General features: G+C 42.8%; 15 protein-coding genes. All 15 read left to right on the plus strand.

Features of this window, described 5'->3' with window-relative positions:
* The coding region (locus DWW77_RS10830) for a zinc ribbon domain-containing protein (protein WP_147419591.1) at window positions 1-176 on the plus strand (176 nt) is incomplete at its 5' end.
* Window positions 177-386: 210 nt separating this feature from the next.
* A complete protein-coding gene (gene ruvB / locus DWW77_RS10835) occupies window positions 387-1,397 on the plus strand; it encodes a Holliday junction branch migration DNA helicase RuvB (RefSeq protein ID WP_015524888.1) in 1,011 nt (336 codons plus the stop codon).
* Window positions 1,398-1,480: 83 nt separating this feature from the next.
* Window positions 1,481-1,642, plus strand: a complete 162-nt coding sequence (locus tag DWW77_RS18520; protein WP_158526504.1) for a CdiA C-terminal domain-containing protein — start codon at window positions 1,481-1,483, stop codon at window positions 1,640-1,642.
* Window positions 1,643-1,865: 223 nt separating this feature from the next.
* Window positions 1,866-2,168: a DUF4406 domain-containing protein gene (locus DWW77_RS10840; RefSeq protein WP_022426487.1), complete on the plus strand. Its 303-nt coding sequence runs from the start codon at window positions 1,866-1,868 to the stop codon at window positions 2,166-2,168.
* Between the two features lie 10 nt (window positions 2,169-2,178).
* On the plus strand, window positions 2,179-2,442 hold the full coding sequence (locus tag DWW77_RS10845; protein ID WP_110103918.1) for a DUF6275 family protein: 264 nt from the start codon (window positions 2,179-2,181) through the stop codon (window positions 2,440-2,442).
* Window positions 2,443-2,541: 99 nt separating this feature from the next.
* Window positions 2,542-2,874 (plus strand): ribonuclease, encoded by a 333-nt coding sequence (locus tag DWW77_RS10850; protein ID WP_110103919.1) that lies wholly within the window; start codon window positions 2,542-2,544, stop codon window positions 2,872-2,874.
* Window positions 2,875-3,266: 392 nt separating this feature from the next.
* Complete coding sequence (locus DWW77_RS18095; RefSeq protein ID WP_286188012.1) at window positions 3,267-4,298, plus strand: peptidoglycan recognition protein family protein; 1,032 nt, start codon at window positions 3,267-3,269, stop codon at window positions 4,296-4,298.
* Window positions 4,299-4,475: 177 nt separating this feature from the next.
* Window positions 4,476-4,883: a cell division protein ZapA gene (locus tag DWW77_RS10860; RefSeq protein ID WP_015524889.1), complete on the plus strand. Its 408-nt coding sequence runs from the start codon at window positions 4,476-4,478 to the stop codon at window positions 4,881-4,883.
* An 89-nt stretch (window positions 4,884-4,972) separates the two neighbouring features.
* Window positions 4,973-7,132 carry a peptidase U32 family protein gene (locus DWW77_RS10865; protein ID WP_118608739.1) on the plus strand — a complete coding sequence of 720 codons (2,160 nt, stop codon included), beginning with the start codon at window positions 4,973-4,975 and terminating at the stop codon, window positions 7,130-7,132.
* 6 nt (window positions 7,133-7,138) lie between these two features.
* Window positions 7,139-8,518: an FtsW/RodA/SpoVE family cell cycle protein gene (locus DWW77_RS10870; RefSeq protein ID WP_118608692.1), complete on the plus strand. Its 1,380-nt coding sequence runs from the start codon at window positions 7,139-7,141 to the stop codon at window positions 8,516-8,518.
* On the plus strand, window positions 8,436-9,914 hold the full coding sequence (locus tag DWW77_RS10875; protein WP_353616935.1) for a peptidoglycan D,D-transpeptidase FtsI family protein: 1,479 nt from the start codon (window positions 8,436-8,438) through the stop codon (window positions 9,912-9,914). Before DWW77_RS10870 ends, DWW77_RS10875 begins: the two co-directional genes overlap by 83 nt.
* Before the next feature lie 100 nt (window positions 9,915-10,014).
* Window positions 10,015-10,470 (plus strand): NUDIX hydrolase, encoded by a 456-nt coding sequence (locus tag DWW77_RS10880; protein WP_015524893.1) that lies wholly within the window; start codon window positions 10,015-10,017, stop codon window positions 10,468-10,470.
* Between the two features lie 63 nt (window positions 10,471-10,533).
* On the plus strand, window positions 10,534-10,845 hold the full coding sequence (locus DWW77_RS10885; protein WP_118608694.1) for a hypothetical protein: 312 nt from the start codon (window positions 10,534-10,536) through the stop codon (window positions 10,843-10,845).
* 4 nt (window positions 10,846-10,849) lie between these two features.
* Entirely contained in the window at window positions 10,850-11,920 is a 1,071-nt protein-coding gene (locus DWW77_RS10890) for a DUF2953 domain-containing protein (RefSeq protein WP_118608695.1), read from the plus strand.
* Complete coding sequence (locus DWW77_RS10895; RefSeq protein WP_118608696.1) at window positions 11,904-12,275, plus strand: GerW family sporulation protein; 372 nt, start codon at window positions 11,904-11,906, stop codon at window positions 12,273-12,275. The genes DWW77_RS10890 and DWW77_RS10895 overlap by 17 nt, the downstream gene beginning before the upstream one ends.
* Window positions 12,276-12,425 lie beyond the last annotated feature (150 nt).

A 12,425-nucleotide genomic window follows, 5' to 3' on the forward strand; every position in this document is an offset into this window, starting at 1 on the left:
TAGACCGTTATTTTGCATCCAGCAAGATCTGCAGTGTATGCGGACATAAGAAAAAGGAATTGGCATTGTCGGATAGAATGTATGTTTGTGGATGTGGAAATAGGATGGACCGGGATGTGAATGCAGCAGTCAATATCCGTGAAGAAGGAAAAAGAATCTATAAAGAATGTGCCTGACGGCACAAGAAAAAAATCCGTAACCGGATAAACATAAAAAACAAAACCGCGGGACACGCGGGGATAGCCTGTTTTAGCTTTGCCCTAAAGGGTAATCGAGCAGGAAGCCCCCACTTCAAAATCGTAAGATTTAAGTGGTGGGAGCATGTCACCGCCGTGAGTAAGAGCAAACATGCTCGCACTGAAATGAAATAGAACGGAGCATAGCAAATGGAGAACAGGATCATTACAACAGATGTTACAGAAGAGGATTTTTCCCTGGAGGGAAATTTAAGGCCTCAGAGTCTGGATGAGTATATTGGTCAACAGAAAACAAAAGATACCCTGAAAATTTATATCGAAGCAGCAAAGCAGCGTCATGATTCACTGGATCATGTGCTGTTTTATGGACCTCCGGGGCTGGGAAAGACTACACTTTCCGCGATCATTGCCAATGAGATGGGAACACATATGAAGGTAACATCAGGTCCTGCGATTGAAAAGCCAGGCGAAATGGCTGCGATCCTGAACAACCTTCAGGAAGGAGATGTGCTGTTTGTAGATGAGATACACAGACTGAATCGACAGGTAGAAGAGGTTCTTTACCCGGCAATGGAAGATTTTGCTATCGATATCATGATCGGCAAGGGAGCATCCGCCCGTTCCATTCGTCTGGATCTTCCGAAGTTTACATTGGTAGGTGCAACAACGAGGGCAGGTCTTCTTTCCGCGCCGCTTCGTGATCGTTTTGGCGTAACACAGAGACTGGAGTTTTATGATAAAAAAGAACTGACGACGATCATTCTACGTTCCGCTCAGGTGCTTGGCGTGGAAATCGAACCCAATGGAGCTGCCGAGATCGCCAAGCGTTCCAGAGGAACCCCCCGTCTGGCCAACCGTCTTCTGAAGAGAGTACGTGATTTCGCCCAGGTGAAGTATAATGGTGTGATCACCTACGATGTTGCCTGCTTCGCATTGGATCTTCTGGAAGTAGATCAGTATGGCCTTGATAAAACAGACCGCCGCATTCTCCAGACCTTGATCCTGAATTTTCAGGGCGGCCCCGTGGGGCTTGAAACACTTGCCGCATCGATCGGAGAAGACTCCGGAACACTGGAAGACGTGTATGAACCCTATCTTTTGCAGACAGGTTTCCTTAACAGAACTCCACGTGGAAGAATGGCTTCCGTGCTGGCATATACCCATCTTGGATATCCTCGTCCTGATTTATCGACAAAGTAAAGGTCATAAAAAAGTGAATTACTCGGTAACTGAGTTACCAGAGAATCTGAATTGAAGACTATTAGCACAGGTGAAAAAACGTTCTGTATAATGCGGTAAAAAAGAAAAAGCGCCAGGCAGGAAACTTTATTTTTGATATAACGGATTGCCCGCTGAAAGAGGGCGAAATAATGGAGCAGGTCAATAATCTGTTCAGATCAACACATCTCTCCTTTTTTGGAAGAGATCGTATTGTACAAGGATAGAAAAATAATTGGTGTTTATCAAAGAAATAAAAAATAAGAACCATTCAGCTGTACGATCTAAAAGATCATGGGTACTGCGAATGGTTCTTATTAAGATATCTTATGTGTATTTTACGATAATATACACAAGAATGCAAGACTTAAAATAAACAATAATTATCCACCAGTCAGAAAATGACAGGTGGTATTTTTATACACTTTTTTAAGAAAGAGAGGACAAGAAATGAAGAAATTATTTATCAGTCAGCCAATGAGTGGCAAAGCAGACGAGGAGATTCTTGCAGAGCGAAAGGTGGCAATCAAAGCGGCAGAAGAGTTGTTGAGAGAACCTGTAGAGGTTATTGATTCTTTCTTCCAGTCAGCACCGGTAGGAGCAAAACCTCTGTGGTTCATTGGAAAGTCCCTGGAGTTTTTATCTGATGCCGATATCGCCTATTTTGCAAAAGACTGGCAGAAAGCAAGAGGATGCAAGATCGAACATGAGCGTGCGGTTGAGTATGGAATTCCGAGAATTGACCATGTGTAGGAGGTAAGGAATGGGAAATGAAGAATTTTTAAGACTTTGCAAAGTAAAAGTAGCTGAATATACCAATTCACACATGGATAAGATCGATGGAAAACAGATCACAGTACAGTATGTGTACGTGGTATGGAGTTGTAAGACATTACAGAACAGTAAAGCACTTCTGAGCACGACTGTGCCGGATGGAATGTATTATGAGCTGACATATAACGGAGATAAGCACGAGTTATACTTTGATGCTTATAAGAAATTTCAAAACATGTGCTTTAAACTGTAATTGCGCCGGTGCAACAGTCGGAGAAGGGAAACACTACATGGAAACAATCATTTGCTCATGTCATAGAATAGAAGATCTGGAAAGAAAAGGAGAATGAACATGAATGTAAATGTAATGATGCAGTATGTAACATATGGTCTGGCGCTGATCGGGGTGCTGGCGTTCCTGGTATCGATTATTGTGCAGGTGATCAAAGAGCTCCCGGGACTTAATAAGATCCCGACAAGTATTGTAGCACTGGTCACATCACTGATCCTGTGTCCGGTGGCACTGGCAGTCCTGTGCACGTATTATAAGACAGCTGTCACCTGGTATTATATTTTCGCATCGATTATTGCGGCGTTTGTAGTGTATTTGGTTGCGACCGGCGGTTGGGAAAAAGTAAAAGGTATCTGGGACAGGACGAAATACAAAGATTCAGAGGGCGAGTGATCCCTTTGTGAAATTCGTTGAACATCAAAGGACGATATGATAATATAGAACACGGAGCAATCGTGTTGCAGGGTGGCTGACCTCTATTCTACATAGAATGGAGGTGGTGCTGATGGACAAGAATCATTTTGATTTCAAAGACCTCATGGCTTTTGGTATGTTCATTCTGGCATTGCTTACGTTCGTTTTGACGTTTTGTAAGTAATTTTCTACATAGAAAAACCACCCCAAAACTTTGGCTGAGTGTAGGGTGGAATTTCTATTTCGCTATTCACTGAGTTCAACCCCTTGTGGGCGGTTGTTCCTTTGTATTATCAATATACCATTTCGAAAAAAATAATTCAAGTATTTTTAGGAGGCGAGTAATCGTCTTTTTTTATTGGAGGAAACATATGTTAAAGATTATGGGAAAAGCTCAGGTATCCGGCAGGAATTATGGTCAGAAGATCATCAGCATTTTGAATGGCATATTATCTATTAAGGCATCAAATAAGACATCAAAAACAGAAAAGGAGAGTACAACCATGAATATCAACACAAGTCTTATCAGTAACAACAACAGCTATGCAGGTCATAAACCGGCATATATCGTAATTCACAACACAGATAACTATGCCAAGGGTGCAAATGCGAAAGCACATGCTAAGGCTCAACATGATGGAAACTTTAAAGGCTATTCTGCACATGTATATGTGGATGACACAGAGGCGTATCAGGCGCTTCCGTACAACCGTGGAGCATGGCACGTGGGCGTCAACTACGGCGGTCGGCTGTTCGGTACTGTCAACAATAGAAATTCAGTAGGAATCGAGATGTGCGTCCAGGCGGGCTATAACTATGAGAAAGCTTTCCAGAATACAGTCCAGGTGTGCAAACAGCTTATGAAACAGCTGGGAATCTCGGCAGACAGAGTTGTGCAGCATTATGATGTATGTGCAAAGAACTGCCCGTCAGCGATCCGTGCAAAAGGTGACTGGAACCGGTTCAAGCAACTGATCGGGGCTGAGACCACCACGCCAACGGTAGATAAGTATTATCGCACAAGAAAGTCCTGGGCTGACAGCAAGAGCCAGATTGGAGCATACAAGAGCCTTGAGAATGCAAAGAAAGAGTGGAAACAGGGCTACACCATCTATGATTGGAACGGAAAAGCAGTGTATCCTGTACAGACTTCAGAAAAGGCAGTAGTTCTGACAGGAAAATTTGAGACCCAGCTTCCGATCATCCGGAAAGGGAATTCCGGCGTTGCAGTTTCTGTGCTGCAGTCTGTACTTGGTGTTACTGTGGATGGCCATTTCGGAGACGATACAGAAGCATCTCTGAAAGTTTTCCAGAAAAACACAGGCGTAAAGGTAAGTGGAACCTGCGGTATTGATTCCTGGAAAAGGGTGATCGAACACATGAAAGCCAACACTCATAATTGAGAAAAACATTTGCATCTTTAAGGAAAATATTGTAATCGACAAAATAATAGAAAAACTTCTATACATTTTTGCGGGAATCAGTTATAATAAAAGAAATTGTGGGTTGTAAGACCGGCAATGCAGAGGAATGTTATTGAGGAAATTACCAGTAACAGATAAATTCAGGAGGCTTTACGAATGGCGGTAAAGAATACAGCACAGGTTGTTATCGATGGAAAGATCATTACTCTGGGCGGGTATGAGTCCGAGGAATATTTTCAGAAGGTTGCAGCCTATATGAATAATAAGATCAGTGAGCTGAGTCAGATGCCGGGATACTCCAGACAGGCCATGGAGACCAAGCATACACTGCTCAGTCTGAATATTACAGATGATTATTTTAAGGCAAAGAAGCAGGCGGAGATTTTTGAACAGGATCTGCAGCAGAAAGACCAGGAGATGTATGATCTGAAGCATGAACTGATCTCTTTGAAAATGCAGATCGAAGAGGCGAAGAAGGCAGAACAGGAAGCTCAGGAACAGAAGAATCTTCTGGATGGTAAAGTGAAAGAACTGGAGAAAGAACTTGATGAACTGCTTAAATAAGGATGGGGGATTGCTTCGGTAATCCTCTTTTGTTTTATGGCCATCAGATTTGATTAACAGATGGGAGATGAGGGAATACTTTGAAAAATATGATAACAGAACTGCTCTCGCCGGCAGGTTCTTATGAAAGCTTTGAGGCAGCTATTGGTGCCGGAGCTGATGCGGTATATGTAGGTGGACCGGCTTTTGGAGCAAGAGCTTATGCGCAGAACTTCACCCAGGAAGAGCTGATCACTGCCATTGAGACCGCACATATCCATAACCGCAAATTATATCTTACTGTGAATACACTTTTGAAGAACCGTGAACTGGATGATCAGTTGTTTGAATATCTGCTTCCGTATTATGAGGCTGGTCTGGATGCGGTGATCGTACAGGATTTGGGGGTATTTTCTTTTATACGCCGGAGTTTTCCGGATCTGGATATTCACGCAAGCACACAGATGACAGTAACCGGACCTGAAGGAATGCGGTTTCTGGAGGGAAAGGGAGCAACGCGTGTGGTTCCGGCCAGAGAGCTTTCTCTGGAAGAGATATCTGCCATGCATAAGGCAAGTCCTCTGGAAATAGAGACTTTTATCCATGGAGCTCTCTGTTACAGCTATTCCGGCCAGTGTCTGATGAGCAGTATTTTCGGTGGGAGAAGTGGAAACCGTGGCCGCTGTGCACAGCCGTGCAGGCTTCCTTACAGTGTAACCATGGATCACAGAAAATATAAAGGAGACAAGGATTTTTGTGCATTAAGCCTGAAAGATATCTGCACTTTGGATATTCTTCCGGATATCCTGGAGGCGGGTGTTATGTCTCTGAAGATCGAAGGACGTATGAAACAGCCGGCGTACACAGCGGGCGTCACGGCAGTATATCGAAAATATCTGGATATGTATTTAAGTGGAAAAGAATATCACGTTCTGGAAGAAGACCGGAAGTATCTTCTTGAGCTTTTCAGCCGGGGAGGATCCTGCAAAGGATACTATGATATGTATCGTGGGCCGGAAATGATGGCTTTTGCCAATGAAAAAAAATCCGGTAATATCCAGCCGGAGATCAGAAAAATTAAAGAAAAAATTCATGGGAATTTAATACTTTCTCCTGAAAGTCCTGTTATACTTGAAATAACCTGCAAGGGCCAGACAGTAACTGCTATGGGCGGTGAGGTACAGTTTGCAAAAAATCAGCCAATGGAAGAACAGAGGATCCGTCAGCAGATGGAGAAACTGGGAAATACAGATTTTCAGTGGGAGGATCTGAACATTGAAATAAATGGAAGGATTTTTGTTCCGGTTAAAGTTCTCAATGAAGTACGAAGAGATGCTCTGGGGCAGATGCGGGAAGCACTGATCGGATGTCAGAAGAGAGCACAGGTTACGAAGCAGCAGACGAAATCTCAGCATCAGACTGCCTGTCACAAAAAGGTGACAGACAGCCTGCCTGTATATGTATCCTGTGAACGTTCGGATACTGCGGAAATACTTTTGAACGAAACAGGGATTACAGGTTTTTATTTTCCTTTTGATACTATGGAAAAGTATTTTTCACCGGAACTTGCTGCCAGCAGTGAATTATATCTTTCTACGCCACATATCCATCGCGGAGAAATCCCCGAAAAGTGGCTTCGATCAGCTCAAAAATGGTTGGAGCAGGGTATGAAGGGTTTTCTGGTAAGAAACCTGGAATCTTACGCAGTACTGAAAAAAATGGGATATGGTGGAAAATGTGTCCTGGATGCATCCATGTATACCTGGAATGATCAGAGTGTTGGTTTCTGGCGGGAAGAGGGAGTTCTTCGAAATACAGTTCCCCTTGAGTTGAATGAGGGTGAACTGAAACACCGAGACAATACTTCTTCGGAGCTGCTTTTATATGGTTATATCCCACTGATGCTTTCCGCGCAGTGTGTAAGGAAAAATCTTTTCGGATGTACAGGAAAATGTGAGACGGCTTATCTGAAAGACCGCTATAACAGTGAATTTCCGGTAAAATGCAGCTGTGATCCATGGGGGAAAAACATCTCCGAAAAAGCAAAATATTGTTATAATATCATTTATAACAGCATTCCTTACGGACTTCCAGGTGAAAAAGATCAGGTAAAAAAAATGAACCTTCACTCTTTGCGACTGGCATTTACGATCGAAGAGCCAGAGAAAGCAAAAGCGATCCTGAAAGAATTCCGGACGGTTTATCAGGAAAACGGAAAACCTTCCGGACGCAGGTATACAAAAGGCCATTTTAAAAGAGGAGCCGAGTAAAAGTGTATGATTAATGTAATTACAGAATTATCTAAGTATGTGATCCTCACATTGATGATCGTCTATACCTTTCATTGTTTTTATATGGTGTGGCGGCAGGATGAGGAAGAAAAGAGAGAACTGCTCCATCAGCAGCTGACCATGATCTTTTTTATTGATTTTACAGCATTTCTTGTGATCTATTTAAAAAGCATGGATTTCAGGGTCATCCTGTTCTATATCGAAATGATGATCTTTTTTGCAGCGATCCAGATCCTTTATCGAATTATTTATCCGAATGCATCGCTGCTTCTTTTAAATAATATGTGCATGCTCCTGAGCGTAGGATTTATCATGCTCTGCAGGCTTTCACTTCCGTCTGCAACTAAGCAGCTTCTGATCGTGGCCGCAGGTAGTGCAGTATCACTGGTGATACCGGTAATGATACGAAAAATGAAATTTTTAAAGGATCTTACATGGGCTTATGCGGGAATTGGTATTGTACTTCTGGCGGCGGTTCTTGTTCTGGCAAGCACAAGCTACGGTGCAAAGCTTTCCCTTATGGGAATCCAGCCTTCCGAGGTGATCAAGATAACCTTCGTATTTTTTATGGCATCACTTCTGTGTACCAAGGTGGATTTTCGCAAAGTAGTACTGGCTACGATCGTTGCAGTGATCCATGTAGGGATCCTGGTTCTTTCCAGGGATCTGGGTAGTGCAGTGATCTTTTTTGTCACCTACCTTGTACTGATCTATGTGGCAACCAGAAATCCGAGCTATTTATTTCTGGGACTTGGCGGAGGATGCTTTGGTTCGGTGATCGCATATCATCTTTTTGGACATGTCCGTCAGCGAGTCAGTGCCTGGAAGGATCCGATGGCTGTCTATCAAAATGAAGGTTATCAGATCGTGCAGTCTCTGTTTGCGATCGGAACCGGAGGCTGGTTTGGAATGGGACTTTGTCAGGGCTCTCCGGAGAAGATTCCGGTCGTAAAAAATGATTTTATCTTCAGTGCTATTTGCGAGGAACTGGGTGGCATTTTTGCCATCTGCCTGATTCTTGTATGCACAAGCTTTTTTCTGATGATCGTTACTATTGCACTAAAGATCAGGAATCCGTTTTATAAACTGATCGCACTGGGGCTCGGAACTGAATATGCTTTTCAGGTATTTCTGACCATCGGCGGTGCAACCAAGTTTATTCCAATGACAGGAGTTACACTTCCGCTGGTGAGTTACGGAGGCAGTTCTGTCATGTGTACCATCCTGATGCTTGCGATCATTCAGGGACTGTATATTCTGAGGGAAGATGAGGACGAACAAATTGAAACGCAGCGAAAAGAAACGATTGAAAGAAGAGGAAAGAGAGCAACGCCTGAGAGAAAGAGAAATCGCCAGACTCCGTAGAAAAAAGAACCGGCCTTTAACTTTTGTATCGGCCTTCTTTATATTGATCTTTGTCAGTCTGATCGGATATCTGGTCTATTTTGACGCCATAAAAAGCGAAGATTTTATCAACAGCCCGTACAACACCCGTCAGGATACATTTTCGGACCGGGTAGTACGTGGAAGTATCCAGTCTTCGGATGGTGAGGTTCTGGCACAGACCAATGTGTATGAAGATGGAACAGAAGAGAGAACGTATCCGTTTTCCAATATTTTTGCACATGCAGTAGGATATGATACCAATGGTAAGAGTGGTTTGGAATCGGAAGCAAATTTCCAGCTTCTCACCTCCCATTCATTTTTTCTGGAACAGATGAAAAATGAATTCCTGGGAAAAAAGAATCAGGGTGATACCGTGATCTCCAGTCTGAATGCAGATCTTCAGACAACGGCATACAATTCTCTGGGAGACCGCAGAGGAGCGGTAGTTGTACTGGAACCATCCACCGGACGTATCCTGGCTATGGTGAGCAAACCGGATTTTGATCCGAACACGATCGCACAGAACTGGGATACCCTTGTTAATGATGAAAGTAACAGTAGCCTTTTAAACCGTGCAACCAATGGAGCTTATCCTCCGGGATCAACATTTAAGATCGTCACGGCACTGGATTATTTCAGACAAAAGGGATCACTGGAGGGATATTCCTATCTGTGTCAGGGAAGTATCACAGTGGATGACCACACGATCCAGTGTTACAATGGTGCAGTACATGGACAGGAGGATTTCTATTCCGCATTTGCACATTCCTGTAACTGTGCATTTGCAGATATGGGACTTGGTCTGGGAGGAGATACTCTGAAAAGTACTGCAGAGGATCTGCTCTTTAATAGGGCTCTTCCGCTGAATTCCTATAAAACCAGCCGCTTTACCCTTGATAAAGATTCTCCGAATGCACTTGTGATGCAGACCTCGATCGGCCAGGGTAACACTCTTGTTTCTCCGATGCATATGGCATTGATCACAAGTGCCATCGCCAATGATGGTGTACTGATGAAGCCAACCATGATCGATAAGATCGTGAAGAATTCCGGTGATACGGTCAGAGAAACAGAAAAAACAGAATACAAACGTCTGATGACAAGAAATGAAGCCAATATCCTTGGAAAACTAATGAAAAATGTAGTTGAAAACGGTACGGCTTCTGCATTGAACGGACGAGGATATACTGTTGCCGGAAAGACCGGTTCTGCGGAGTTTGATGAAAATGGCTCCAGTCATTCCTGGTTTGTGGGTTATTCTAATGTAGATGATCCGGATATCGCCATTGCAGTGATCGTGGAAAACGGCGGAACCGGAAGTGAAGCGGCAGTTCCCATTGCGGCAGATGTTTTTGATGCATATTATTTCGATTAAATTGAGAACAGTATCTGCTTCTTGCCCCTTGCCTATAAGGTGAAAAAGAGGTATACTATAGCCAGTGCAAAAGACACACGCATTACAGGAGGATTGCAATATGATAGAAGCAACAAGCTGTGGCGGTGTGGTAATTCATCGGGGTAAGATCCTGGCATTGTATAAATCCTACAGGAACCGTTATGAAGGATGGGTGCTTCCCAAAGGAACTGTAGAAAAAGGAGAGACTTTTGAGCAGACTGCTTTACGTGAAGTAATGGAAGAAGCAGGTGTTCGGGCCTCTATCGTGAAATATATCGGCAAGAGCCAGTATAATTTCACCGTTCCGGAGGATGTGGTAATGAAAGAGGTACACTGGTATCTCATGATAGCTGATAATTATCATAGCAAACCCCAGCGAGAGGAATATTTTGTAGATTCCGGATACTATAAGTTTCATGAGATCTATCATCTTCTCCGTTTTTCCAACGAGAAGCATATCGTGGAACAGGCCTATCAGGAGTATCTGGAAATGCGAAGTGAGGGCGTCTGGGCGAAACAGCAGAAGTATTTTTAACAACAGGACAGGGCTGTGTACATACGCAGCCCTGTTTGGCATTATAACGGAGGTGAGGGCAGATTGCTGAAATGGATGAAAAACTATTACATAGGAAATGATGTAAAAAATCCTACTAGAATAAGAACCAGGATCACTGCTGGCAAATTCGTGCCGGATATCTACGTTGTTACTTTGTCTGATAATCCCGGAAATATTTTAGAATTTTTTCCGGCAGGCATGCTTGTCCAACGAGGAGCCAGGGCCACCTGTCCTTTGATCGTTGGAATGGCCAGAGGAAAATCCGGTGCTATACAGATGGTACAGGATATGATCGAACAGGTTTATACCGAAACTGGAAATTTTAAAATAAAAGAATATCTGAAAAACAGGTGAACCAATGCTGCATATATTATGGCTGATAATAAAATGGATATTGATCCTTCTGGGGATCCTGATCGGGCTGATTCTTATGATCCTGCTGCTTCTTTTATTCTGTCCGATCAGATACAGAGGGAAAATAAAAAAAGACCGAACGGATAGTCTTCGGGAAATACATGCTTTCGGTGAAGTGAGCTGGCTGCTTCATATAATATCTGCACAGGTATTCTGGGAGCAGGGCGTTCTGAAAACAAAATTATGTTTTTTAGGGATTCCTTTGGAAAAATTAAAAAATCTGTTTCGTAAAAAAAAGAAACCAAGAGCTCTTTCCAACTCCGGAAATCAAAATGCCAAAAAACAGGCAGAGGCTTCCAGAAGCCATGAAAAGACATCAAAAAACGAAAATCAGAACGATACCGCAGAGTTGCAAATGTCTGAGCCTCAGGAAGATACTGTTGAAGATATAAATGAAATTTTGGAAAATGTAATAATGGAGCCGATATCGATTTCCGAAGAAATATCGGAAGAATCGGAAGATGAAAAGAAGCTTCGGACAAAGATTGCAGATTTAATTTTGAATATAGTGGGAAGAATAAAAACTGCAGTTGGAAATCTGATCCGAATCGTACAGAATTTTCTTGGAATCCCCAAAAGGATTCTGAAAAAAATTCAAAGTCTTGCATTAACAATCCGGAATTTCTGTGATAAGATAAACTGGTGGAAAGAATTTTTAGACCATCCCCGAACCAGAGAGGCTCTTTCCTTTCTGTGGAAAAATGCAAAAAAACTGATTTATCATGTGCTTCCGACAAGGATCACCGGAAAAATCACATTTGGCAATGAAGATCCGGCAGTTACAGGTATGGTATTGGCTGTATTAGGAATGACGATTCCTTTTCATAAAAACAAGATCGAAGCAGCGCCCCTTTTTGATGATGAAAATGTTCTTGAGGGAGAGATCCTGTTAAAGGGAAGGATTTATGGAATTGTAGTTCTCAAAACAGCAGCAGAGCTTTATTTCAATAAAAATATAAAATACGTCATCCACCGATGGAGACATAAGGAGGTAAAACATGGAGAAAGAGAATAATTTCAAAGATACCGTGAATTCATTATTTAAAGGAATGGATGGCTTTGTATCGGCCAAAACAGTGGTTGGCGATGCCATTCATGTAGGTGATACCATTATCCTTCCTCTGGTCGATGTATCCTTCGGCGTGGGAGCCGGAGCTTTTGAAGGGGATAAAAAGAATAACGGCGGCGGAGGTCTTGCCGGAAAGATGTCTCCCTGTGCAGTACTTGTGATCCAGAATGGAAGCACCAAACTTGTAAACGTAAAAAATCAGGATGGCCTTACCAAGGTTCTGGATATGGTGCCGGATTTTGTGAACCGTTTTGTGCCAGGTGCAGGCAATACAGAGGATACTGACGGGAAAGAAGAGTAGTATTCCATTTAGATTTCATGCATATACTGTAATAAAAAAACAGGAAATGAGCAGACAGGAGTGGGAAAGCTAACTGGTTTTATGCTGTTTTTTATTGGTGTGGGTATGGTTCTTGGTATCCTTATTACAGAGAATTTTATTGTAATCGCA

The organism is Ruminococcus sp. AF17-12 (assembly GCF_003479245.1).
Classification (GTDB): Bacteria; Bacillota; Clostridia; order Lachnospirales; family Lachnospiraceae; genus Blautia_A; species Blautia_A fusiformis.